The organism is Paenibacillus sp. RS8 (assembly GCF_041956825.1).
Lineage (GTDB): Bacteria > Bacillota > Bacilli > Paenibacillales > Paenibacillaceae > Paenibacillus_AQ.
Genome location: NZ_CP168131.1, coordinates 3,701,673 through 3,728,469 on the forward strand (window position 1 = coordinate 3,701,673; position 26,797 = coordinate 3,728,469).

The 26,797-nt window shown below is 42.0% G+C and carries 15 protein-coding genes and 1 pseudogene; 10 read left to right on the forward strand and 6 right to left on the reverse strand.

Annotated features, from left to right (window positions below; all coding sequences use genetic code 11):
* The first annotated feature begins 12 nt into the window (after positions 1–12).
* The 8 genes and pseudogenes from ACDZ28_RS17805 (at position 13) to ACDZ28_RS17840 (ending at position 10,009) form a co-directional block, all read left to right on the forward strand.
* Positions 13–540, forward strand: coding sequence for a hypothetical protein (locus ACDZ28_RS17805; protein WP_375102396.1), 528 nt, complete (start codon positions 13–15; stop codon positions 538–540).
* Positions 541–817: 277 nt separating this feature from the next.
* A complete protein-coding gene (locus tag ACDZ28_RS17810) occupies positions 818–3,634 on the forward strand; it encodes a glycoside hydrolase family 2 TIM barrel-domain containing protein (RefSeq protein ID WP_375102397.1) in 2,817 nt (938 codons plus the stop codon).
* 212 nt (positions 3,635–3,846) lie between these two features.
* Positions 3,847–4,680 carry a DUF4362 domain-containing protein gene (locus ACDZ28_RS17815; protein ID WP_042125803.1) on the forward strand — a complete coding sequence of 278 codons (834 nt, stop codon included), beginning with the start codon at positions 3,847–3,849 and terminating at the stop codon, positions 4,678–4,680.
* A gap of 109 nt (positions 4,681–4,789) precedes the next feature.
* Complete coding sequence (locus ACDZ28_RS17820) at positions 4,790–5,503, forward strand: response regulator transcription factor (RefSeq protein ID WP_375102398.1); 714 nt, start codon at positions 4,790–4,792, stop codon at positions 5,501–5,503.
* Positions 5,503–6,438: a sensor histidine kinase gene (locus ACDZ28_RS17825; RefSeq protein WP_375102399.1), complete on the forward strand. Its 936-nt coding sequence runs from the start codon at positions 5,503–5,505 to the stop codon at positions 6,436–6,438. Before ACDZ28_RS17820 ends, ACDZ28_RS17825 begins: the two co-directional genes overlap by 1 nt.
* 117 nt (positions 6,439–6,555) lie before the next feature.
* Positions 6,556–7,477: pseudogene (locus ACDZ28_RS17830) on the forward strand (ABC transporter ATP-binding protein).
* A complete protein-coding gene (locus ACDZ28_RS17835; RefSeq protein WP_375102400.1) occupies positions 7,467–8,162 on the forward strand; it encodes an ABC transporter permease in 696 nt (231 codons plus the stop codon). Before ACDZ28_RS17830 ends, ACDZ28_RS17835 begins: the two are co-directional and overlap by 11 nt.
* A 206-nt stretch (positions 8,163–8,368) precedes the next feature.
* Positions 8,369–10,009, forward strand: coding sequence for a PAS domain-containing sensor histidine kinase (locus ACDZ28_RS17840; protein ID WP_375102401.1), 1,641 nt, complete (start codon positions 8,369–8,371; stop codon positions 10,007–10,009).
* Positions 10,010–10,067: 58 nt separating this feature from the next.
* Here ACDZ28_RS17840 and ACDZ28_RS17845 read toward each other — a convergent pair whose 3' ends face one another.
* The 6 genes from ACDZ28_RS17845 to ACDZ28_RS17870 form a co-directional block, all read right to left on the reverse strand.
* Entirely contained in the window at positions 10,068–10,919 is an 852-nt protein-coding gene (locus tag ACDZ28_RS17845) for a DegV family protein (protein ID WP_375102402.1), read from the reverse strand.
* 155 nt (positions 10,920–11,074) lie between these two features.
* Complete coding sequence (locus ACDZ28_RS17850) at positions 11,075–11,938, reverse strand: AraC family transcriptional regulator (protein ID WP_197069763.1); 864 nt, start codon at positions 11,936–11,938, stop codon at positions 11,075–11,077.
* A gap of 144 nt (positions 11,939–12,082) precedes the next feature.
* Positions 12,083–13,765, reverse strand: a complete 1,683-nt coding sequence (locus tag ACDZ28_RS17855; RefSeq protein WP_375102403.1) for an alpha-glucosidase — start codon at positions 13,763–13,765, stop codon at positions 12,083–12,085.
* 92 nt (positions 13,766–13,857) lie between these two features.
* Positions 13,858–16,176, reverse strand: a complete 2,319-nt coding sequence (locus tag ACDZ28_RS17860) for a glycoside hydrolase family 65 protein (RefSeq protein ID WP_076117497.1) — start codon at positions 16,174–16,176, stop codon at positions 13,858–13,860.
* Between the two features lie 289 nt (positions 16,177–16,465).
* On the reverse strand, positions 16,466–17,122 hold the full coding sequence (gene pgmB, locus ACDZ28_RS17865) for a beta-phosphoglucomutase (RefSeq protein ID WP_042125822.1): 657 nt from the start codon (positions 17,120–17,122) through the stop codon (positions 16,466–16,468).
* Positions 17,123–17,347: 225 nt separating this feature from the next.
* On the reverse strand, positions 17,348–18,394 hold the full coding sequence (locus tag ACDZ28_RS17870) for a LacI family DNA-binding transcriptional regulator (RefSeq protein ID WP_339290024.1): 1,047 nt from the start codon (positions 18,392–18,394) through the stop codon (positions 17,348–17,350).
* 762 nt (positions 18,395–19,156) lie between these two features.
* On the opposite strand from ACDZ28_RS17870, the gene ACDZ28_RS17875 reads away from it, so the two are divergent.
* Both ACDZ28_RS17875 and ACDZ28_RS17880 read left to right on the forward strand, forming a co-directional pair.
* Positions 19,157–23,839 carry a pullulanase gene (locus tag ACDZ28_RS17875; protein ID WP_375102404.1) on the forward strand — a complete coding sequence of 1,561 codons (4,683 nt, stop codon included), beginning with the start codon at positions 19,157–19,159 and terminating at the stop codon, positions 23,837–23,839.
* The gene (locus ACDZ28_RS17880; protein WP_375102405.1) at positions 23,836–26,682 is read left to right on the forward strand and encodes an alpha-amylase family glycosyl hydrolase; all 2,847 of its coding nucleotides are present in this window, start codon (positions 23,836–23,838) and stop codon (positions 26,680–26,682) included. The genes ACDZ28_RS17875 and ACDZ28_RS17880 overlap by 4 nt, the downstream gene beginning before the upstream one ends.
* Positions 26,683–26,797 lie beyond the last annotated feature (115 nt).

Genomic DNA, 26,797 nt, shown 5'->3' on the forward strand with positions numbered 1-26,797 from the left:
GGAGTGACAACTATGTTCGAAAATAGACCTATAAACCCCATTCGGTTCATTCAACAAATGAAGCCAGATACAGTTAAGCCTTATGCAAAAGACGGAGTACAGCTAGGTTTTGAGGCAATATTGCCCCCTCTACTTCAACAAGCAGCGCTGAATACCACTAGTGTTATTCACGTTGCTATTGACGGTACGCACGATGCCCAATATCAGCATGTTCTAGCCAGGCTGATAGATGTATTGGAACAAAAAGGGCATAAGACGGTTTTTATCGGCACCGATAGCTTTATGAAGACAAGCGAAGAGCTTCGTACGTACTTTAAAGAGAATATTACAGAGAACCGTGCATTGGGTTATTTTTCGGATGCCAAGATTGCAGATTATTTTGTTCCAGAAGCACAAGGCAAGATAGACAACTTCAAAGACCGCATTCAATTACCAGTTCACCAAACAACCTTCATCATCACGTTCGGACCAGGGTCCTATTGGCTCGGGAAAGGCAACTACGATATCACCTACTTCCTGGATTCTGCTGAATTACAATGACGTAATAATCGAGGCTCTCCGCCTTATGGTCATGCATTATGAGCATCCGATCATTCTCTGGAATCGTTGTTAAATGAGACTATAAAATAACCAGTTACCGATCAATTTTCGGTGACTGGTTATTTTGTTAGGGGATAATTGTTATTACTCTTTAACATTTCAGTAAATCTAAAATTCAACTATGCTATGACCCTATTAATTCTTTACTTTGGGGGTGTCCAAATGATAGAATACTTAGATTATTTCATATACGGTTTAGAGATTATTATTATAAGGAGTGATTTTTTTGCTAACAAATATAAATCTTGCTGGTGAATGGAAGTTGCAATTGGATGGTAGAAAAGAAGGGTTATCTTTACCGTTTATTGATTCTATGGATTTACCTGGTACGACCTCACATGCTAGAAAAGGTCCTAAAAACGTAAGCGCTCTCGTAGAATCATTGACCGATGAATATTTATTTGAAGGATACGCTTGGTTTTCAAGAGAGATTGATATTCCTATGGAGCTAGTAGAGAAAAACTGTTTTCTTTATTTAGAGCGGACAAGAATGACGAGAGTGTGGATAAATGATGTGCAAATTGGATCAAGTCATAGTCTGAATGCTCCACATCTTTATGATCTGACAGGACATCTATCTTGTGGATCGCAGACCCTTACGATCTGTGTGAATAATACCGATTATCCGACGAAAGGTGGGCATATGACCTCTCCGGATACACAGACCAATTGGAACGGAATTACAGGGAGAATGGAGTTGCAGTTCTTTAGCGAATCTTATCTCAGTGGTATTCAAATTTACCCGAATATCTCGGCACGATCCATAGAAGTTATTGCCGATATGATGGGTGAGGTCAAAGGGAAATTATTCGTTTCCGCCTCAAGCCTGAACTCTGCCAATAAACATGATGCAGCTGAACAAGTATATGACATGCTCGATTCAAAGGTTTCTATTACGTATGATATGGGTCCAGCCGCAATGCTGTGGAGTGAGGCGGAACCGAATCTATATCAATTAAAGGTTGTATTACAGGGGGAATCAGGTGAGGTTCTTGACCGACAAGAGATCACTTTCGGACTTCGGGAATTTAAAGCGGAAGGGGATAAATTCACTATTAATGGGGAGAAAACCTTTCTCCGTGGCAAGCACGATGGACTTATCTTTCCGCTTACAGGTTTTGCTCCAACCGATTTGGAGGACTGGATCAGCGTTCTTAGCATTGCTAAATCATATGGTATTAATCATTATCGTTTTCATACTTGCTGTCCTCCAGAAGCAGCTTTTACAGCAGCAGATATGCTTGGCATATACATGGAGCCAGAGCTGCCGTTCTGGGGGACGATCACAGAGGCGTCAGATGAAGGGCATAATCCTGCAGAACAGGAATATTTAATCCAAGAAGGATATGCTATTCTAAAAGCGTTTGGGAATCATCCATCTTTTGTCATGATGTCGCTAGGCAATGAGCTATGGGGAAGCAGGTCTACGATAGATGCTATATTGAAGGCTTATAAGTCATTCGATAATAGAAGATTGTACACGCAAGGTTCGAATAATCATCAATTTATTCCGGAAATATTGGAGCATGATGATTTCTTCTGCGGAGTTCGGTTCTCAAAGGAGAGGCTGATTCGGGGTTCCTATGCCATGTGCGATGCACCGCTGGGGAATGTTCAGACCTTAGTACCAAATACACTTTGGGATTATGATGAAATGATTAGCCCTGCGAATCTGGAGGTTAGCAACATTGAATCCAATGAGGCTGGCGATACCATTCAAATTCAGTATGGAACAGAAGCAAAAAATGTGAAGGTTGATGATATAAAGGAAGAATGGATTCCTGAGATACCTGTTATCTCTCATGAGATTGGACAATATGCGACCTTCCCTAATTTTGATGAAATTCAGAAATATACAGGATCGTTGAAGGCAAAAAACTTCGAGATTTTTCGTGAGCGGTTAGAAGAGAAAGGTATGGGACATTTGGCAGCTAAATTCTTTGAATGCTCTGGCCAGCTGGCGGTTGCTTGCTATAAAGAGGAGCTCGAAGCAGCATTTCGTTCGAAGAAACTCGCTGGATTCCAACTTTTAGATCTTCAAGATTTCAGTGGACAAGGAACAGCGTTGGTAGGCATGTTAGATGCATTTATGGATTCAAAAGGATTAATCGAACCTGACGAATGGCGTACCTTCTGTAACGATGCTGTCCTTATGGCTAGGTTCTCAAGCTATAATTGTGTAGCTGAAGAACAATTTCATGCGCATGTTGAGCTGTCCTGGTTCCGCAATGATCCTCCTAAGCAGTTCGATTTAAAGTGGGAGCTGGCTTATGAGAGTGAAGTATGGTCAGACGGGTCAGTAACTGTGACTGTTCCAAGCAAGTCAAATTATTTGGATTTATGTGATCTGAACATCAGTTTGCCGCGCGTTAATAAGATGTGTAAGGTGAATTTGAATCTCAGCATCGTAGGGACGGATGTTCGTAAAACCTATCCACTTTGGATTTATCCGAAGCAAGTAGATGTGGATTTTTCAGATATTCATCATTTTGATTCGCTTACGAGTCAAGCGCTGTCCTTACTGGAGGCGGGTGAGAATGTATTATTGATGCCAAAGCCGGAGCATTTATCTAATGCAATTGAAGGTTATTATTGTACTGATTTTTGGTGTTACCCCATGTTTCGCTCCATATCTGAAAGCATGAACCGCCCGGTGCCAGTTGGAACAATGGGATTAGTGATTGCTAAGGATCATCCGGTGTTCGCAAATTTCCCATCCGATGAATTCTCCACGTATCCTTGGTGGAACATCGTATCGAATGCTAAGTCGATTATTATGGATGGTGTGAGTAAAGACTGGAGTCCAATCGTTCAATCGATCGATAATTTTGAACGAAATCATAAATTAGGTTTACTCTTCGAATGTCGTGTTGGCAAGGGGAAGCTACTTATAAGTGCGATAGATGCTGAGAAGGTTTGTGAGGTGCCAGAAGGAAGACAGTTTCTTTCCAGTATCATCACTTACATGAAATCGAATGACTTTAATCCTCAGTATGTGTCTGATCCAGCTGAGCTGTTACAGCTCATTCGATAACCCATTTTGGAGACGATCTGCAGAAGTTAATTTGAGTCTTACACTGGAGCACAGCTGATTGGTTTTCCAATCGGCTTTTTTGCTATCTAGTTTGAATTTCTATCAATCACTCAATCTTCTGATACCCCCTTAAGGGATACCCAGCCCCCGTAATTATTGGTATACTTTAACAAATGAATCTACTTATGGAGTGTTTAAGGAGGTTATGGTCGATGAGATCGAGCGGAATTCTTCTTCTTTTTATAGCACTTGTAATAACCGGTTGCTTTAATCAGCTATCTAATGGAGAAGACAAGTTTACTACAACCATTAATGAACAAGAAGATGTGATAAACAGCCATGGAATGATTGTTAAGAATCTTGAGAAGCTGGATGACTTTATCCAAAATAAAACGGGTACACAGCGTGTGGTTCATTACACAATTGAAGGTGATCCGATCTTTAATGACTTGAAATATACTGACCAAGGGATTGAAATGCGGCATGATAATTCTGAAGATACGTTTGGTAGTCCCCAAGTAACCACATACACTTGTCAGAACCTTGTTAGAAACGAAACGGATAAACTTCTGTCGTATACCTTAACGGGCTGCGAGGGCGAACAAGCAAAGATCGAACTGCTCCAGATTTCTTTTGACGTAACGAAACAAGATAAGTTTGAGTTTGTTTTAAAGTATGGCGTGAACTTAAAGAATGAGATCAACACCATTGATATGAAGCTAGTGAAAGATCTCCAGAATGGGGAAGTTGCCAGTGTTAACGATTTTGTGCTTACTGAACAGGAACGTGGACAAATCTATAAAGAAATGGTTCTGGCGAATTATTTAGATGAAAAAGAAGTATCTACAGAGTGTAATCGAAAACCTGCTGTGAGTTACGATTTAACGGTTCAGATTAATAGTGGAGAGCGTCATTATCAGTGGACAGAATGCCAGAATACTGAGGATGATGGTCAAATGACTGAATTGGCTCAAGCGATCATTAAGATCGTGCAGGCTGGAAGTATTTATAAGCAACTGCCTGAGGTTAAGGGGCATTACGAATAATTACAATATATAAATTGAATTTTGAAACTTTAGAAAAGGGAACGGAGTGACGGAGGGAATTTTGGAACTGTAACTGATTTTTATTCTCAAATCATTGGAGGCAGCATTCATGCACCGTATATTGTTAATTGAAGATGACGAAGCGATTAGTGAAATGGTTAGGTCCTATTTAGTAAAAGAGGGCTATGAAGTGGAAACAGCGTTTGATGGTGAAGTAGCAGAAAGGGCATTCCGTATCAGTAATCCTTTTGATCTTGTATTATTAGATCTCATGCTGCCCAAGCGCAGCGGCACTGACATTCTCCAGACGATCCGTGCGACAAGTCTAGTTCCTGTGTTGATCATGTCAGCCAAGGACAGCGATGTGGATAAAGCACTTGGACTTGGCTTTGGAGCGGATGATTATATTACCAAGCCTTTTTCCATGATCGAATTAGCTGCAAGAGTGAAGGCTGCGATACGAAGAGCGGGTTATGCTACACCCACCATCCAAGCGGAAGCTTCGATTCCGGTGAAGCAAAAGATTTCCATTGGTGGCCTGACCGTGGACTTGGATAATTTCTCTGCACTAAAGAACGGGGAAGAAGTGAAGTTAACATCTAAGGAATTTCATATTCTTAAGCTGTTTGTCACGCATCCGGGTAGAGTCTTCACCAAAGCACAGATTTATGCAATCGTGTGGGCAGATGATTATTTCGGGGATGAGAACGTTATTAATGTACATATGAGAAGATTACGCGAAAAAATAGAAGATGATCCCTCCCATCCAGAGTACATCAAGACGTTATGGGGGATCGGGTATAAGCTGGGAGAGCAGCTATAATGAGCATGGCGCTTAGTATGGTCATTGTACTCCTGCTCGTCGTCATTGGATGGCAATATCAGAATTCGCGTAAAGCTTCAAGTGATCTGAAATATATTCATGACAAGCTAAGCAGCATCATGGCTGAAGGTTCACATGAAAGACTGCTGTTATTCAGCAGTAATGCGGAGCTGCAAAGTGTGCTGATCGATCTAAACCGGCTGCTCGATGTTAACCATAAAGGAAGCATTGAGCGCGTGAAGCTGGAGAAGTCCATGCGTAATATGCTGTCAAATATTTCCCACGATCTTAAGACTCCGCTAACGGTAGTACTCGGTTATATTGAAACGATTCAGCAGGATGAGCATATGCCAGCCGAGGAACGGGAACGCATGATGGATACGATTCACCAAAAAGCGAATGAAGTGATCCGTCTGATGAACAAGTTCTTTGATTTGGCCAAGCTGGAGTCGGGGGATCGAGATATCAATCTTACACGTGTTGAGGCAGGCGAAGTATGCAGACGAAATATTCTTTCCTTCTATGATATCCTTAGCGCCAAGGGCAGTGAGGTGGAAATAGAGATCCCTGATGAGTTACTTTACTTCATGGGGAACGAAGAGGCGCTTGACCGGATCTTGTCTAATTTGTTATCGAATGCGATTGCTTATGGCGATGCCGGAGGTGTATTAGGCTTGAAACTCTATAGTGATAAGAACAAAGTATACATAGATGTTTGGGACCGGGGAAAAGGCATTAGCGAAGCACACCAGGATAAAGTATTCGAACGGCTATATACACTGGAGGATTCGAGAAATCGATCGTATCAAGGCAGCGGTCTGGGTCTGACCATCACCAAAAGATTAACGGAGCAGATGAATGGAACCATTACACTGGTTAGTCAACCGTTTGTGAGAACGGTATTTACCCTTTCTTTTCGCAGATTAAGCTTCTAAGGAATGAAATTATGCACAGCTTAAGATTTTCGTAAGAATCGAGTAATAAAAAAGAAAATTCTGCTGTGTACAATAAGAACTAAGGAAGACGAGACGAAAACAAAGGGGAGCGCGGAAATGACTACGATACTTCGAACAAGAAATTTAACAAAAAACTATCAAGGCAAAGAAGCCGTTAGCAATGTAAACATGAATATTAAACAAGGTGAAATCTATGGCTTTCTTGGACCGAACGGTGCCGGCAAAACAACGGTCATGAAAATGATCACGAACCTCGTTAAACCTACGAGTGGCGAGATTGAATTTTTTAATGAAAAAATGACAAATCATTCTTATGAAATGCTCAAACGGATGGGCTGCATCATTGAATATCCAGTGTTCTATGATAAGCTGACAGCCAAAGAAAATCTGATCCTGCATGGAGAATACATGGGCTATTATGATCCGCAAGCGATTGGTGAAGCACTGGAGCTGGTAAAGCTTACGGGTATCGATAAAAAGCCGGTGAAGCAATTTTCGCTTGGGATGAAGCAGCGGCTTGGTATTGCCAGAGCCTTCATGACGAAACCTGAGCTACTCATTCTGGATGAGCCGATTAATGGATTAGACCCCGTGGGAATCAAAGAGATGCGTGAAGTGTTCCGGATGCTTAGTCGTGAATATGGGATGACGTTACTCGTATCTAGCCACATTTTGGGAGAAATCGAACAGATTGCTGATACTATCGGTGTGATCCGGGAGGGTGCTCTGGTAGAAGAAGTGGCGATGGATTCCATTCGCGGTCAAAATACAGAATATATCGAAGTGGTGACGAATGAGATTAACAAAGCAGTGTACGTGTTGGAGCACAAGCTTGGCCTCAATAATTTCAAAGTGTTGGATCATATTACAGTAAGAATATATGACGGTGGAATCTCACAACGTGATCTGAATAAGGCGCTAGTGCTGGCAGATGTGGAAATTGAGAGCATCAGCAAGAAACAACATACGCTGGAAGATTTTTTTTTTACAACTGATCGGAGGTGAGGGTGTTGCTTAAATTAATATCCTTGGAGATTCGGAAGAATAAGCTAAAAACGCTTCTTACAGGCGCATCAATCGTCAATCTTGCTATTCTAGCTTTTATGATTATGGTGTTATTCGTTGATCGAAATGAGAGTGAACCGTCCTTCGCTTCGTATGCAGATATGTTTGAGGGTGTGTTCGTTTTTGTGAAGGCTGCTTATATTATTTTCGCTTCGGTTATTATTAGCAAGCTGGTGATTGATGAGTACAAGAACAACACCATCACTCTTCTCTTCATGTATCCTATCTCACGCAAAAAGCTAATGACTGCGAAAATATTGATAGTGTTCGCCTTCACATTTGTTGCCATCATCGTGTCTGACATTGTGGTTGGCGCTATCCTAATAGGATTCAATTCCTTTGTAGGGCTTATTCCGGGTGAGTTAGACCTTTCAATGATCAGTTCAGAGTTGATCAAGTTAGGCGCAAACGCATTTTATGCAGCGGGTATCGCTCTAATTCCATTGTACTTTGGGATGAAGAAAAAATCAGTCCCTGCTACCATCGTGTCTGCTGTGTTGGTTACTTCCTTAATTTCTGGTGGATTTGATCAAGCTCGCTTAGGTAATTTAGCGGCGGTGTCGATCTCGCTTGGCTTGTTAGGAGCAGGTATTGCCTATATGGCGATTCGTAATATTGACCATAAAGATATAGCCTAAGACAGTTACAGTAATCCCTCTTAAGAATCTCAGTACGATGTGTAAGTCATCGTGGCTGGATTCTATAGGGGGATTTGGTGTTTATCTGCGACTGAATAAAGTAAATTTGCTATAATGGTCATAATAGAATAATTTAAAATTTGAGATAATTTCCGTTCATTTTAGGGTAATGATAATGGATGAGAGAGCCTGAGGTGAAATGAATTGTGGATAAAGACTGGACGTCCATTCTAAAACGATTGCTTTCCGAAGAGAGCGCTTATACATCGTTATACAACCATCATCCTAATGTGATATTTGTTTTGGATCGGCAAGGTCGCTGCGTAGGAACGAATCGTACGTTCTATCTGGAATCCAGTGCAGATGCATCGGTCCAAGATATAGGTCTGACAGCACTTAAGAGAATATACCTTGTTGATATAGCTGATTTTGAGGCTGCACTCCAAGGAAGTTCCTCTAGCTTTGAGTTACAAGATGTGAATGACCCCAAAGCGGATGCCGTGAGGGGGAACTTTATTCCTATAACGATAGATGAGGGAATTGTCGGGGTATTTGCGATTATTCAAGTGGATAACGGCAACTATCATCATTATTCGGAAGGGTTACATGACTGGCTAAATGGATTGGCGGATTCTTTTAAAGCTAAATTATTTGGTAAGGGTGAACTGGAGACAACCTTCAAACCAACTTTTACTGCTGTAGTCGAGGAGAAGCGAGCGAACCTTATTCTGAATTCCGTCTCAGCTGGGATATTCGTACTAGATAATATGGGGCGAACGCTCTTTATTAACCGTGAGGGAGCAGATATGCTGGGCTACCAGCCTATAGAATTGATTGGTATGAAGCTGATGGAATATATTCATCAAATCCAAGGTGATGGCTCACGTTATTCAACTCCTGACTGTCAGATCAGTCTTACAATTGCAGATGGTATTATCCGCAGAAAAGATGATGAGATCTTCTGGCGTAAGGATGGAACCAGCTTTTTTGTGAATTATCGGGTGTCTCCTCTTATGGATGGGGGGATGATTGCAGGTGCGGTTATTGCTTTTAGCGATATCACGAATGCAAAAGAAATCATTCGCGCTAAGGAATCTGCAGAGCAGGCGGCGCAAGCCAAATCTGATTTCTTAGCGATGATGAGTCATGAAATCCGGACACCGATGAATGGAATGATTGGCATGTCAGATCTTTTACTTGAAACGGATCTAGGAGAAGAACAGCGAGGGTATGTCGAGATTTTACGAAGCAGTAGTTACACGCTATTACAGATCTTGAATGACATTCTTGATTTCAGCAAGATGGAAGCGGGTAAAATGCCACTGCAAACCGAATCGTTTGAGCTCCGAGAGATGATGGCGGGCATCATTGATTTATTTACGCCTAAAGCGGAAGAGAAGAAACTGGCATTACGGTGGTGGGCGGATACGAGTGTTCCCACAACATTACTAGCCGATCCGATCCGTTTGCGGCAGATTATTGTCAATCTGGTAGGCAATGCTCTGAAATTCACAGAATATGGAAGCGTCACGCTATCGGTTAAGAACATTCCACTTTCGGATTCAAAAGAATATTTACTGGAATTCTCGGTACGCGATACAGGAGTAGGGATTGCCGATAATAAACTCAACTTATTGTTTCAATCCTTCTCTCAGCTGCACCCAACCATCAACCGTAAATATGGCGGTACAGGATTAGGACTCGCTATTTGTAAGCAGCTTGTTGAGTTGATGGGGGGGACAATCTTTGTAGAAAGCGAAGAGAATATAGGTTCAACGTTCCGGTTTATGCTACCCTTCATAAAAGAAGAGGCTGAGTTAAAACTAACTTCAAATCAAGAGGGGTAAACACAAATCTCCGGTCCATTGACTTACGAAGTAATGGCCGGAGATTTGTGTGTGATTATTAATCTTGAAGCATATACATAAGTCCTACAGTATGCGGGCCGCAATGGCTGCCAATTACACAGCCAGCATGGAGCGTAGCAATTTCGTTCACTTGAGTTTTTTCTCGTAGTGCTGTCTCCAGATAGCGAGCATCCTCTTCCGCCAAGGTATGGACAACGATGAGCAGCTCTTTATCCATTCGATCAACGTTAACCATGGCGTTCTGGAGCATTTGTTCCACGGCTTTTTCTTTTTTACCACGTATTTTACTAGTAGGTACGATGCTGCCGTCTACAAGTCTAAGAACAGGACGAATTTTGAGCAGGCTACCGATGAAATTCTGCATACCTGAACAGCGTCCACCCATATATAAGTAATCTAGCGTATCCACAACGAATTCAGTTTCTACAAGGCTGCGGCTGCGTTCCAGCATAGCTGAAATCTCAACAGCACTTAGACCTTTTTCAGCGGCTCTGACAGCTTTCATAACGAGAAGAGCAATGCCTCCACATAAAGTCTGTGAATCAATAACCTGTACACGCCCCTCAGGAAATTCCCCAGCAGCCAAAAGTGCATTCTGATATGTAGAGGATAGTGACGAGGAGAGGCTAATATATACAATATCATTTCCACTGCTAATTACGGGTTGAAATGCAGCAATGAAATCTGCAGGCGAAGGTGCTGCCGTTTTGGGCAATACACCACTAGCGGCTACACGGCGATACACTTCCTCGGGTGTAATATCTTCACCATCTTTGTAGGTTCCTTCTTCAAATACTACATAAAGCGGAACGATGCCGATGTTATAAGTATCCTTCCAGTTCTGAGGTAAATCGGAAGTGCTGTCTGAAAATATTTTTACATTAGACATGAATTTCTCCTTCACCGATAATCGGACGACAATCGTCATTATTGAATCACATAATCTATTTATTATACCAAGATTGAGCCGATTCTCAAAATGAAATCGTAGAAATTCTGAAAGAAAAAAAGACTATCCGCAATTCCGGATAGTCTAAGTAAGCATTAATTTTTTTTCATAACCGGTATCCAGATCTCACAGCGATAATCCTCTGCATCAGGTCTTCCCGGAAGGTATAACTCAAACTCAGGTCCACCTGTATGCTCGTAGCCTGTGGAAGGGAACCACTCTTGGAAAATACGTGCCCATACCTGCTGGATAGCATCCGGCATCGGCCCAACTGAGGTGAACACAGCCCAACTCGCAGCTGGTATCGTCGTAGAAGCAAATCCCTGAGCATCCGTCTCTGGAGAGGCTTCGACAGCAATCCAATAGGAGAAAGTTTCTTTTTCGTGATTAAAATCTTTACAAATACCAAGGATGTCCTTATCAACACCTATCTCAATCAGTTTATCCGACGTACCATTTGCGTTTGCTTCTATCCACAACTGGGGGATGCGGCGCAGATTCTCCCCATTTTTTGTTGTCATTTCCTCAACAAGTCCGATAACATTAAAGGCGTCTCTTGTCTCAATTCTGTAGTCCATTTCTTTATCTCCCTTCAGTGATAGATGGAAGGAGAGTCTTGGGAAAGCTTTGAGCTCTACCCCTGACTCCCGCGCAGCTGATGGTGTAATTCCATGTGCCTTGCGGAATGCTTTGGCAAACGATTCGGGAGAGTCATATCCGTATTTTAATGCTACATCTAGCACCCTAACTTTAGAAATAGCGAGTTCCTGTGCCGCCAGAGTTAATCTCCGTTTACGGATATAGTCTTTGACTGATACTCCGGTAAGCATGAAGAACATGCGCTGGAAGTGAAAGGGGGAGGAATAAGCTACCTTTGCTATATCTTCTGTATTAAAGGGTTCCTCCATCTTGCTCTCCATATAATCTAAAGCTTCTTTCATGCGGATAAGCCATTCCAAGTCTGCCATCTCCCTTTGAGTTCATACTATCATGCCACCATTTGCAAATCCTGTTATTCCTTGCTCTCTAATGACAGGTTGCTGATGGAAGAATGATCTTAACAAAATCATCCTATATAGTATAACTCAGGAAGGTGGAGAGAGTCAGCTTTGTAATCTGTACACTCTTGCTTCGTAAGGACGCAGAATTTCTTGTGTTGGTGATTCATCTGGGTAATTTCCAATGATTAAATCAGTAACGGTGCTCAGCTCAGCGGAGAGATCAACGGTTTGAGGAGCCCCGCTAAAGTTCAGCAGGATTAGCCATTGCTCATCATCTAAAGTTCTAGTGTAGGCATAGATATTTTCATGGTCAGGTAGCACTAGCTTATACTCCCCATATACCATAATCGGATTCTCTTTGCGCAAAGCAATCAGCTTTTGGTAGTAGTAGAAGATTGAATCAGAATCCGCCAATGCTTGTTCTACGTTAATATCTTTGTAGATCGGATTCACTTTGAGCCATGGTTCTCCCTCTGAAAATCCAGCATTAAATGATGCGTCCCATTGCATTGGAGTACGGGCGTTGTCCCGGCCTTTGATATGGATAGCGTTCAGAATTGTATCATGATCTGCGCCACCCTCCGTAACTTTTTCACGGTACATATTCAGAATTTCGATGTCTTTGTAATCTTCCAGCGTTGTGAACTTTACATTCGTCATTCCAATCTCTTCGCCTTGGTAAATATAGGGGGTGCCTTTAAGTGTATGTAGTAAGGTAGCAAGCATTTTGGCAGATATTACGCGGTACTTCCCATCATCGCCAAATCGTGAAACCATGCGCGGCTGGTCATGGTTGTTTAAATATAGACTATTCCAACCCTTGTCAGCCAGACCAACCTGCCATTTATGGAGTATGTCGCGCAGCTTGGTTAATGTCCATGGAGCTACGTCCCATTTGCCTCCAGGGCCGGAATCTACGTCCATATGCTCGAATTGGAATACCATCTGAAGCTCTTCGCGATCTTCGTCGGTGTAAAGAACGGCATCCTCTACCGAAGCTCCTGGCGTTTCCCCGACGGTCATAATGTCATAGCTCGAAAGCACCTTTTGGTTCATTTCATGTAAAAACTCATGGACCCGGGGTCCATTCATAAAGTAATCGCCGCCCCAAGCTAGTTCCTCTGGCGCTTGGCCTTCGATTTGAAAGGAAGGTAGACCTTCCGCTTTAGAAATCAAATTAATGACGTCCATCCGCAATCCATCCACACCCTTGTCGAGCCAGAAGGTGATCATCTTGTATAGTTCTTCACGCAGCTTTGGATTGTCCCAGTTGAGATCCGGTTGCTTGCGTGAGAACAGATGTAGATAGTATTCACCGGTAGTTTCATCTAGCTCCCAAGCGGGTCCGCTGAATATGGAGCTCCAATTGTTTGGGCGTTCGCCATTTGGTCCACCTGGACGCCAAATATAGTAATCACGGTACGGATTATCTTTTGACGAACGGGACTCTACGAACCATTGATGTTCATCTGAAGAGTGGTTGATTACAAGGTCCATCATTAGTTTAATGCCACGATCATGAAGTCCGGTCAGTAGTTCTTCCCAGTCTTTTAGCGTACCGAATTCATCCATAATGTCTTCATAATCGCTGATGTCATAACCATTATCATCATTTGGCGATTTATATACAGGTGATAACCAAACTACATCGACACCGAGCTTCTGCAAATAATCCAGACGTGAAATGATTCCTTGCAGATCTCCAATACCGTCACCATTACTATCTTGAAAGCTGCGTGGATAGATTTGATAAACGACAGCTTCCTTCCAAAAGGTTCTTTTCATTAATAATCACTCCTTATATAAGTTATCCATTTAGAGAAAAAATAAAGAGACCCTAAAAGCTATTAGCTTCAAGGGTCTCTTGTGGTGTCGGTTTATACTGTGACGGAATTGCTGTCAGCAGTGATGCTGCTTAGTCCGTTCACGGTATATTCTTTGTCATAGATAGTAATAGAAGCTGGAATATCAGTTTCATTCGTAACCGTAACCTGTGCGTCCGAAACGCTTACTTTTAGACGGGAGCCGCGGAACATGATTTTGAAAGAGTACGCTGTCCAGTGACCTGGGTTCGATGGGCTCAGAGTCAGTCTACCATCATGAACACGTAATCCGCCGAAGCCATGTACGATGGACATCCAAGTACCGGCCATACTAGTGCTGTGTAAGCCGTCTTCGGTATCATTGTTATAGTTATCAAGATCCAGTCTTGAAGTACGCAAGTACATTTCATAAGCCTTATCCTTATATCCTAGTTCGCTGGCTAGAATAGAGTGGATACAAGGGGATAGGGAGGACTCATGAACAGTGATCGGCTCGTAAAAGTCGAAATTCCGTTTTTTGGTATCCAGATCGTAACGGTCCCCTAGGAAATATAATCCCTGCAGAACGTCCGCTTGTTTAATGAAGCAAGAACGAAGGATACGATCCCAAGACCATTTTTGGTTTAATGGCAGGTTCTCAGCTGCCAGATCCTTGACTTGTATAATCTCTTTATCTAGGAAGCCATCTTGTTGTAAGAAGATACCCAGTTCTTCATCCGCAGGATAATACATTTTGGCAATGATATCATTCCATTTTGCGGTTTCGCTCTCTTGGAGTCCTAGTTTGTCAACTAGTTCTGCATAGCGTGTGGATTCGTTCTTTTTCAGATAATCCAGAGCTTCTAAGGTATATTCCATAGTCCAAGAAGCCATCCGGTTGGTGTACCAGTTATTATTTACGTTATTTTCATATTCATTAGGTCCCGTTACGCCAAGCATCACGTATTTGTCTTTACGATTTGCATAGTGAACACGTTCTTCCCAGAAGCGGGAGATTTCCACCAGAACTTCAAGGCCATATTGACCAAGATAAGCTTTGTCTCCTGTGTAGTTCACATAGTTGTAAATCGCATAAGCAATGGCGCCGTTACGGTGAATTTCTTCAAATGTAATTTCCCACTCATTGTGGCACTCTTCTCCGTTCATGGTAACCATTGGGTACAATGCACCTTTTGCGAAACCTAGCTTACGAGCATTCTCCTTAGCCTTCTCCAAATGCTTGTAACGATAAATCAACAGGTTGCGGGCAATAGAGGAGTCTGCTGTACTGAGATAGAAGGGAACGCAATACGCCTCTGTGTCCCAGTAAGTGCTGCCGCCGTATTTTTCACCTGTAAAGCCTTTAGGTCCGATGTTCAGACGATCATCTTCACCATTGTAAGTTTGATTCAGCTGGAAAATATTGAAGCGAATCGCTTGCTGTGCCGACACGTCGCCTTCAATAATGATGTCGCTTTCTTTCCATTTTTCTCTCCAAGCGTCTATTTGTTCTTTCAGAAGGGTTACAAAACCAGCTTCCTTAGCAGCTTGCAGAGCAGTTTGAGCGGCATCGACCAATTGTCCAAGACCGTGATTACGCGAGGTTACGTTAGCAACATATTTATAGATGACGATTTGGTCGCCAGATTGTACGGATACATTCATTTTGCTGGCTACATATTTCTCTTGTTCAATGGCTTCAGCTTCAGTGTTGACCTTCTCACCGTTGATTAGGACATCAAAAGCCATAGTAGAGGTTACATGGAAATCGAGTTTTTTGGTCTTGAGGGTAAGATACCCGCCTTCAGTGCCTGCTTGCTTCTCAACTTCATTCCAGAACTTCTCGTCATAGTTGGAATCCTTATTCTTCACATCACCGTCGAGATAAGGTGTGATTGTAATCTTACCTGAGAAATTAACAGGAACGATGGAGTAACGAATAGCCCCAATTTCTTGACGAGTCATGCTGACGAAACGGATACTCTCAACTTTAACTTCCTTACCATCTTCGAGTGTGGCAGTGAAGCAACGGGAAAGCGTACCTTCCTTCATGTTAAGGACACGACGGAAATCGGAAACCGTACATTTTGCCAGGTCTAAAGGAGTTCCGTCAATATCGATGTTAATACCGATCCAGTTCGTGCTGTTCAGTACTTTTGCAAAATATTCAGGATAGCCGTTTTTCCACCAGCCGACCCGTGTTTTGTCAGGATAGTACACGCCAGCCATGTAGCTGCCTTGCAGGCTACTTCCACTATATTGTTCTTCAAAATTAGCTCGGCCACCCATAAATCCGTTGCCAAGGCTAAATACACTTTCAGAGATTTCTTGTGTCTGTGGATCAAAAGATTCTTCAATAATGGACCATTCATCAATTGTTAAATATTGTTTCACGATAACCGGCTCCTTTAAATATGTTGTGGGGATATATAATGAACTATATCTCTACTTTGGTGCTTGTGAGACGCTCCGATGGCGAAGGTTGTTCCGATCGCTGTTGTCCTCAGATGCATAGACTTGAGAATTAAAGGTAAGCATCTGGGGACAAAGGCGAACGCAAACGCTTCTACATAATCCTTTCGCCATCTCCACTTCAAGCTAACCTCTAGACATTTCATTTATAAGTGGGATGCAGCAGGGCGAATCACATTAACACGTTCAGTTGATTAATGTTCGTTAGAATTTAAGCAAAAGATTTTTTGAGTTGTGGCACACTCATATGAGCGAGCGAAGGAACGACGATGTTTGCAGCATTGAGTGTTTCTGGTGAACCAATTCCAACGCTGAACATTCCAGCACGCGACGCAGCTTCAATTCCTGCTTCTGCATCTTCGAAGACAACACAGTGTTTAGGATCAGCACCTAGTGCTTTGGCTCCTAAAAGAAAAACTTCCGGATCAGGTTTAGCAGCACTAGTGTGTGTGCCATCGATGATCGCATCAAAGTAAGGGGTCAATCCTGTATTATTCAATATCGTCATTGCGTTCTTACTAGCAGAACCGAGGGCAACTTTGATGCCATTCTCACGGCATTCTTTCAGAAAATCAAGCGCACCTGGCAAAATCTCTGAGCTATCCATCTTCGCAATATATTCGACATAACGATTATTCTTTTGTTCCGCAAGCTTAGCTTTCTCTTCTTCATCGATAGTTAGTCCGCCGATTTCCAGCAAAATATTTAATGAGGCAGTTCTGCTGACTCCTTTAAGGCGTTCGTTATCTTGTTCTGTGAAGAGAAACCCCAGTCCATCTGCAAGCTCTTTCCATGCGATATAATGGTATTTGGCAGTATCAACGATAACACCATCCAAATCGAACAAGCAGGCTTTAATTTCCGTCATTGTAGTACCTCCTAAAAAGTTGTGACAGTATCGTGATCCGTTGCTAATCGTATCTGAGTTTTATTTCGAACGTATAAGCTTAGCTTAAGATAGTTAAGTTTATCCTAACCTCACAATCGAATATTCACCCTGAAAAGAACTGGATCAAGAAGATTTAAATGATTTAGCGCAAACGTTTGTACACATTTTCAAAAAATAAATGAAGCGTTTAATCGCTTCACTTATTCATTCGGTTTTGTTCTTAGCATGAGAGTACATAGAAGACTCTCTCACGATCAGGCGATGTGGAATAACAAATCGGTTCGTATAACCAGCATCGTGATTCGGACTCTTGATATTCTGAATAAGTACCTGAGATGCAGTGTATCCAAGATGATAAATTCCGATATCAATGCTACTGATCGGAGGGCTGGATAATTCAGATAATGGAATATTGTTAAAGCTTACAATAGCGAGATCGTCAGGAACTTTGTAGTTCAGTTCATTCAATCCGCGTAAAATTCCGAACGACACCATATCATCCACTGCAACAAGAGCAGTAGGCCGGTTAGGCAAATTCATGAAAAAAGACATCGCTCTATATCCGCTATCCTGTAGAAATTCACCTTCTACAATCCATTCATCACGCATTTCAAGACCGCTATTCAGCAATGCTTTACGGTATCCTGCGAGACGATCGCGAGAAACAATTAGATTCGGCGGTCCACTTACGAAGCCAATACGTTCATGACCCATTGAAATGAGGTGGTTTGTAGCATCATATGCTGCCATCACATTATCGTTATCGACAGATAAAATATTCTCATATCGATCACTTCGGCCTACCAGTACGAATGGGTAATCGTTACTCTCTAGAAAGTCAATAACAGCATCATCTGTACGAGAGTAAAGCAGAATAACACCATCTACTCGACGACCCTTTAGAAGTCTTGAAACGGCTTCCAATTCTTCCTTCTCGTTTGCTCCGGAGCTAATTAACACATCGTAGCCGGAACGGCTAGCTTGTGTAACGATCCCCCGGATTAATTCCATAAAAAATAGATTTGAGAACAGCTCTTCAGCTGGTTTAGGAAGACTGAAGCATATGCTGTTTGTAGTTTTCGACACTAGACTCTTAGCCATCATGTTAGGTGTATAGCCCATATCTTCCATAATAGCTTTAACCTTGCGGGAAGTTTCCAGGCTGATTCTGGGGTGATTGGACAATACCCGGGATACCGTGGAGGGAGATACTCCCGCTTTCTTGGCCACATCCTTAATGGTAACTGTCATAGAAACCTCCTTATGGAACCGTTTGCTTTACAAAGTAATATTAATCCAAGAGTTCTAAATTGTAAATAGATAAAGTCATTTGGAAGGGCGATATTGCAACTTTTGGAAAGAGTATTAGAAATTTATGTGTAAAATTGTTTGTTTTCACCAAAAAAGAATGAATGATTTAGCAAGATTGATCTTAATATGAATAAAAGATATCCAATTTCTTCGAAAGGAGCAATTAGTAAATGCAAACGTGTGGCTTAAATTTTTTTGTTATATTCGATGAAGCATATATTCAATTCAAATCGAGAAATGAAATGAGTGATATTTATATATCATCAGGTTATTCCCGATAGGATTATCTGGATATATTTTCTTTATTTTTACTTTTATAAGAATTCGAGTTTGTTCAGCACATAAAAATACTGGTTGACAATACCATAAATACAGGATTAGTATGTAAATCAAAATATAGCAAGCGTTTACATTGGGGTAATTTGGGTCGATATCAGTTGTGCTGAGAAATGAGTTTTATGTATTTAGGTTTGTGCACGACTAATTGCAAACGTTTGCACTATTTTTGTGTTAATGGAGATTTTTTTATTATGATAAGGGTGGTGATGCTGTTAATTTGGTCCGACGAGCCGCAACATAGACCTTCTCAAACTATAAGAAGGAACACACATGATTTCATTACATAAGAAAAATTGACTACTTCCGAGAAATCATGTATCCGCTTGCACAAAGGGAATTCATAATCATGGGAGGTTTTACAGAATGAAAATAACTTTATGGGGCAAGAGGGCGTTCGCGATCTTCATGATCTTTGCTCTTGTGTTCTCCAGTCTCGGGTTACACCCAGTTAAGGTTTCAGCAGAAACGACTAAGGTAGTTTTGGTCGGAGATTTACAGTCCAAGTTTACATCCACTGGGTCAGAAACTCCTGGAAAGAATTGGGATGAGAAATCAGTAGTCACCCAAATGACATACTCGGAAAATGGTCTGTATACATTTACAGGCAATTTGCCAGCAGGGGAATATAACTACAAGGTTACCCTAAATGATAGCTGGACTGAGAACTATGGATTTTCAAAGTACACAAATCCTCAAGGGAAAAATGATGGGGAGAATATCCACATAAAGCTAGAAACAGATTCAACTGTAACCTTTTATTATAATGATATTACTCATAAAATAGCTGATTCTACGTACTATACGCCAATTGCTGCGGGTAAGCTGCCAAGATTGACAGGAAGCCTGCCAGCAGATGCATTATCCACATTATCAGATCCTGATTTTGATGGTGTGTACAGTACAGTTGTTACTGTGCCGCAGGGAGATTACACCTATAAGGTGCTTGTACCGGGAGCTATAGAATCAGAAGATATATCTTATCCAGAGACCGATCTGACATTGAGTTTACCGTTAGATCTTAAGGTAACCTTCATGTACAATTCTGCAGATCACAGTGTGAGCGCAGAATATAAAATTCCTACTGGACCAGTAGAGGTTACTCCAGTTCCAGCAGGACACATACGTGTTCACTATAAGGCTAGCGATTACACCGATAAGGGATTGTGGCTGTGGGGTGATGTTGTAACTCCTTCTGTTGATTGGGCTATGGGTGCGACTCCTTTCCCTGATGGGCAAATTGATTCCTTTGGAGTTTACGTTGATGTGCCGATTAAGGATGGGGCTAAGAAAATCTCTTTTATTGCACTTAAACGTGCTAGTGGTGCCAAAGACGGTGGAGACAAGAACTTCTCAATTAACACTCCACAAACTAATGAAGTATGGATCACTGAAGGTTCCGATGTGGTTACACCTTATGAACCTGTTAAGCTTCCGGAAAATACCGTTCGGATCCACTATATGAGATCTGATACTAATCATGATCAGTATGGATTATGGCTGTGGGATGATGTGTCCACACCTTCGGATACACTTGGTTCTTGGCCGACTCCTGCGACGCCTTTCCAAGTGGATCAAAAGGACAATTTCGGTGCTTATGTCGATGTTCCACTCATAGAGGGTGCCAAGAAAATTGGCTTTATTGTAATGAAGCCTTCGAACGGAGATAAAGACGGGGACAATAAAACCTTCAGCTTGTTAGATCGTTATAATCAGCTGTGGGTTAAAGAAGGAGACAACAATGTATATGTTTCACCGTTTGGTGAAACACCTATCGGTTTAGTTTCCGCAGAAGTGTTATCGACAAGCAAAATACTTCTTGGCTTCACGTTAACTGACGGTTTGGATGCAGCAGTATTAAAGAATGAGATTACCGTTAAAGATAAAGACGGTGCTTCTATTCCTGTGTCTGCTGTAACCATTACTAGCAAAACTTCAATAGAAGTGGATACAGAAGCTTTTGATCTGGATAATGTTCCGCTTAGTATTACTTACTCTGGTAAAACAGTTTCAGCCGTTAGTGGCTGGAGAATGCTTGATGAAATGTACAATTATACAGGAGACGATTTAGGGGCTACGTATAACGCTGACAAAACAGCCACATTAAAATTGTGGGCACCTAAAGCAAGTTCGGTCGTTGTTAATGTATACGATAAAAATGACTCCAACGTGCACGTGGGTAGTGTGGATTTAACGAGCGGAGAGAAGGGAGTATGGTCGGTCAATTTGAAGCCGACTGATTTGACTGGCACAAACACGAATGATGTAAGAGGATTCTTTTATCAATATGAAGTAACGAATGATGGTTTAACCAATAACGTGCTTGATCCTTATGCTAAGTCAATGGCGGTATTTACTGTGGATACCACTGGTGCTGCTGGTGCTGGCGGGGATACAGTTGGTAAAGCGGCTATCGTTGATTTAAGTCAGACGAATCCTGATACTTTTGGTTATGCTGACATAGAAGGTTACGAAAAACGCGAGGACGCTATCATTTACGAAGTTCATGTTCGAGACTTTACATCGGATGTGTCGATCGTGGATAGCTTGAGTGGCGAAAGATGGGGCTCTTATAGCGCCTTTGAAAAGAAGCTCGATTATATTAAGTCTCTCGGTGTAACTCATATTCAATTGCTTCCTGTAATGGCTTGGTATTATGGGGACGAAACGAAGATGGGGAATAGAGAAACAGATTATTCCGCTAAAAACAATGAATACAACTGGGGATATGATCCTCACAACTACTTCTCCCCAGATGGTGCTTATTCTCAGCATCCTGCTGATCCTGAAGCGCGAATCAAAGAATTAAAAGGTTTGATTGACGCTGTACATGAAGCTGGAATGGGTGTCATTCTGGATGTAGTGTACACACACATGGCTAAAAAAGAATTTTTAAACGACATCGTACCTAATTATTACGCATTCCAAGATGCAAATGGCAGCTTTATCGGAGGCTTCGGAAACAATCTGGCCACCAACCACAAAATGGCTGAGAAATTGATGGTAGATTCCGTGAAATACTGGTTTGAAGAGTACAAGATTGATGGAATGCGCTGGGATATGATGGGCGATGCGACAGCAGAGGCTGTGCAGCATGCTTATGATGCCGCGGCAGAAATTAATCCGAAGGCTCTTTTTATCGGTGAAGGGTGGAGAACATTTGGTGGCGCTGCAGCCGATCCTTCCCTTGCTGGGAAAGGTGCGGATCAGGACTGGATGGACAAAACGGATAGCGTCGGTGTTTTCTCTGATGAATTCCGTAATGAATTGAAATCTGGTTATGGCTCTGAAGGTCAACCTAGATTTATTACCGGCGGTGCGCGTCCAATTACGACAATCTTTAACAATATTAAAGCACAACCATCAAATACGCCCGCTGATGATCCAGGGGATATCGTTCCGTACATCGAAGCGCATGACAACTTGACGCTACATGATGTGATCGCACAAACGATCAAGAAGGATCCTACAATTGCAGAGAATGAGCTTGAAATCCAGAAGCGGATTAGACTTGGCAACATGCTTGTTCTAACCTCTCAAGGAACGGCCTTTATTCATGCAGGCCAGGAATATGGTCGTACTAAGCAGTGGAAGGATACTGCGGTTCCTCAGGATAAATACACTGAAATGTTTGATAGCGAAGGTAAATCCTTTGGTTATTTCATTCACGATTCGTATGATTCTTCGGATGCGGTCAACATGTTTGACTGGACGAAAGCAACGGATGAATCACAGTTCCCTGTTCAGAATACGACAAGAAAATATACTTCAGGTCTAATGGAACTGAGAAAGTCTACCGACGCATTCCGATTGGGAGACAAGGATCTGGTAGATTCCAATGTTAACCTAATTCCTGCTCCAGAAATGAAGACAGATGATCTTGTTATTGGTTATTCAAACAAAGCTACAGATGGCACAGGTATCTATTATGTTTTCATGAATGGCGATAGCACAGCTAGAACACTGACCCTTTCAGAGGATTTGACGACTGGTCAGGTGCTTGTCGACAATGATGAAGCAGGTGTTGCTGCGATTCCGGTTGGTCAATGGAGTGGCTTCTCCTTAACAGCAAATTCAATTACCCTAGATCCTTTGACTGCTGTGATTATTAAAAAGGAAGCTGCAGCCGCTGGATTTACAGCCTTGGAGCTTGACAGCACGAGCTACAGCCTGCCAATAGGTCAAACGCACAAATCTTCTGCTTTCGCAAAATATGATGATAACAGCAGAAGAAACATTACCCAATTGGCTAAGTACACATCCAACAACCCTGAAGTGGCTACAGTAACTAGTAAAGGTCAAGTGAAAGGGATCTCTGAAGGAACAGCCAGAATCACCATAACTTATGGTGGTATTTCTAAAACGGCTACTGTTAATGTTACCGACAAGCGATATGTCCAATTCACTTATACGCGTAGCGATAAGGATTATAAGGGATGGAATATCTGGGCTTGGGATACAGGAGCTAAAAATGACCAGATTAATTTTACAACCTTCGAAAATGATACTGCGAGTGTTCTAATTGAGGTTGCTGAGGACGCGAAAAAGGTAGGGTTCGTCATTCGTAAAGGCGAAGATTGGTCAAATAAGGATCCTTATGGTGATGATCGGTTTATTCCTTTGACACCTGGTGATGGGTTCATTAAAGTGAACGTCAGCAGCGGGGTAAAGGATTTTGTAATCAAGCCTAGCATTGGAAAACCGATCTTAAAGGATGGAACAGCTACTTTTAGGTATCGAGATCCTGCCTTGTTCCGTATTGGAAATGTTGATGCAATCACTTCTGCAATCGTAAAAGTAAATGGTAAAGAGTATCCAATGGTTTATGATTCCGTTAATGAATTATTCACTTACACATTACGTGATTTAAAAGTAGGCACGTATAAGTATACTTACTTAATCACGAAAAACGGAGTTACAACTGAATACACAGATCCAAAGAATACCGTAAATGATGAATCATCTTTTGAATATCGTACCCCTGAAATTGCGATTACGACATCCGTGAGTCCGGAGGTTATAACCTCTATAATCAGAATGCTGTCGTGACCGTTAAAACTTCTGCTTTAGAAGAAATCATCTATACGGATGGGTTTATGGATTTGACCAGTCTTGGCGGACCAAGTAAAGTTCAACTGGATACGGAGCTGCTGAAACAGACGGTTGCTGTAAAGGACACGGTGTCAGCAGGAATCAAGAATATTCCGATTACACTCGTGGACCAATACGGCAATGCGCATAAGCAAAATGCAACAATCGAGGTTAAAGCTAGAACCTATACAGGTGATAAGCTTGATTTTGATTGGGATGAGGCCCGTATATACTTCGCGCTTACAGACCGCTTCAAAGACGGAGATCCAACAAATAATGAGAATGTAGATAAAGATCAACTGGAAGCATACCACGGTGGTGATTTCCGAGGAATGATCGACAATCTCGATTATTTGCAAGAACTTGGTATTAACACGCTTTGGATTACGCCAATTGTAGATAATATTGATTTTAATAAAGGTGATGGCTTCAAACAATACGGATATCATGGATATTGGGCCAAGGACTTTACAAAGCTTGACGAGCATCTTGGTGATATGGAGACCTTCAAGGAATTGATCGAAAAGGCACATGACAAGGGCATCAAGATCATGGTCGACGTTGTACTCAATCATACGGGCTACGGTTTAAAGGCTGAGGATAAAGAGCCGACGATTACAGCTGAGGATAAAGCACGTTTTGAAGGAATGCTTCGTACGGATGGTGTATCCGCGGATACAGATCCAATCAAAGGCGAGCTTGCAGGATTGCCGGATTTCAAAACGGAAGATCCAGCCGTTCGTGAAAAAATTATTGCTTGGCAAACAGGATGGTTAGATAACGCTCGGACGGAACGTGGAGATACGATTGACTATTTCCGTGTGGATACAGTCAAACATGTAGAAGATACAACTTGGAAAGCATTTAAAAATGCACTGACTTCAATTGATCCAAACTTCAAAATGACCGGTGAATACTTTGGCGGAACCATTGATAGCAATGGTGGAATGCTCGAAACAGGCCAGATGGACGGACTGCTTGATTTTGGATTTAATGATGCTGCGAAAGACTTTACTGATGGTAAAGTTAACAGTGTTGATTCCTATTTGCAGGAACGAGAGTTAAAGATTGATAACACGAAGATGATGGCTCAATTCCTGAGTAGTCATGATGAGGATGGCTTCTTGTCTAATTACGTGGATGGAGATAAAGGCAAGCTGAAAATCGCAGCCGCTCTGCAAATCACAGCCAAGGGACAGCCAGTCATTTACTACGGAGAAGAGCTGGGGAAATCGGGCAAAAAAGCAGGAGACATGTCTAAAGGTGAGTTCAACGAGAATCGTAAAGATATGCCTTGGGATCAGTTGACTGCAGAAAAGCCACTTCATGATCATTATCAGAAGCTGTTAAATATTCGTGCAAAATACTCCAAAGTGTATTCCAAAGGTACGCGCACGAAGCTGGCGGGTTCAGATGATTTAGGTTATTTAGCTTTCAACAAATATTATGGCAATGAGAATGTTGTGACGGCTATCAACACCAACAACAGTGTAGTATCCGCAACGATTCCTGTACCGTTTGTTCCTAACTCATCTGTAACAGATGAATATAGCGGCAAAACCTACACAGTATCCGCTGATCAAAAAGTAATCATTGATCTACCGAGTAGAGATGATGGTGGAACGGTTATTCTATCTGGAGTATCTAAAGTGACACCAACACCTGGTGGAGCTGTTGTTAACCCTACAACTCCTGCTGATACTCAAGTTATCAGTGAAGACAGTTTGAAAAACGGTAAAGATGGTAAGGTGCAAATTGAAATCGCCTCTGGTAAGACATCAATCCTCTTACCATTGCATGCTGCACAAACGTTGGGAACTGATGACTTAGTTCTTAAAGTGGGGGATCTATTAGTTACTATCCCTAACAAACTGTTAAGCACAATACCAAGTTTAGCTTCAGGTGTGGATGCGGATGGTGCTCAAATCCTGTTGGAGCTGAAACCATTGATCCAGTCTGCTACAAAAGCATTAATCGATGGTTTAAACAAAGAGATGGGGACCGTAACTTCGCTTTCCGATGTGTTTGAACTGAGACTTAGCATTCTGAAGAAAGATGGTACTCGGATAGTAGTTAAGAAGTTCGATGAGCCAATTACGATATCGTTTAAGATTAAAGGTCAATCGAATAAAGATCTATTGGGGATTTACTATTTAGGCGATAATGGCGAGCTTGAGTACGTAGGTGGACAGCTCAATGGAGACGTGATATCTACACAAGTCACGCACTTTAGTAAATATGCCGTACTTGAGATTGTTAAGTCGTTCAAGGATGTTCCATCTACTTATTGGGCATTCCACGCCATTCAGTCCCTTGCTGCAAAACAAATTGTTTCAGGGGTTACAACAACCGAGTATGATCCTAAGAGCAATGTTAGCCGTGCGGAATTTACCGCATTGCTAGTTCGCGCACTTGGTTTAAAGGCAGAAGGGCAGGTTCAATTTACGGATATCAAGTCAGATGCATGGTATTTATCATATGTAGCAACAGCTTCTAAGCTGGGTATTGTGAGTGGTCGCAGCAATGATACATTTGCGCCGAATGCTTCCATTACCCGTGAGGAAATGGCTGTCATGGTGATCCGTGCGCTTGAAGTGAAGTCTGTTAAGAAGATCGAACCTGTAGCGGGTTCTAAGGCGTTTGCAGATGCTTCTAGCATAAGCAAGTGGGCAGACAGCTATGTGAAGGCTGCAGCAGAGCTAGGATTGCTTCAGGGCAGAGGGAATAATCATTTTGCTCCTAAAGGATGGATGACCCGCGCCGAAAGCGCACAAATTATTTATACGCTACTGAGCAAGTAAAACTGGACTTCGGTGTGCTGATGTTAGTGCACCGAAGTATTAGTAGTTGCTAGTAATATGACAGTCATTCTTATTAAGCTCTAATAGAAAACAGGGTATCTCGCAGCTATCATAG

Bases quoted from the DNA above. Each gene is read 5' to 3' on its own strand.
- ACDZ28_RS17870 (WP_339290024.1), bottom strand. From the start codon at position 18,394: ATGACAGTTACCATTAAGGATGTGGCCAAGAAAGCGGGAGTATCTCCC.
- ACDZ28_RS17875 (WP_375102404.1), top strand. From the start codon at position 19,157: ATGAAAATAACTTTATGGGGCAAGAGGGCGTTCGCGATCTTCATGATC.
- ACDZ28_RS17845 (WP_375102402.1), bottom strand. From the start codon at position 10,919: ATGTCTAATGTAAAAATATTTTCAGACAGCACTTCCGATTTACCTCAG.
- ACDZ28_RS17855 (WP_375102403.1), bottom strand. From the start codon at position 13,765: ATGAAAAGAACCTTTTGGAAGGAAGCTGTCGTTTATCAAATCTATCCA.
- pgmB (WP_042125822.1), bottom strand. From the start codon at position 17,122: ATGACGGAAATTAAAGCCTGCTTGTTCGATTTGGATGGTGTTATCGTT.
- ACDZ28_RS17805 (WP_375102396.1), top strand. From the start codon at position 13: ATGTTCGAAAATAGACCTATAAACCCCATTCGGTTCATTCAACAAATG.
- ACDZ28_RS17820 (WP_375102398.1), top strand. From the start codon at position 4,790: ATGCACCGTATATTGTTAATTGAAGATGACGAAGCGATTAGTGAAATG.
- ACDZ28_RS17825 (WP_375102399.1), top strand. From the start codon at position 5,503: ATGAGCATGGCGCTTAGTATGGTCATTGTACTCCTGCTCGTCGTCATT.
- ACDZ28_RS17815 (WP_042125803.1), top strand. From the start codon at position 3,847: ATGAGATCGAGCGGAATTCTTCTTCTTTTTATAGCACTTGTAATAACC.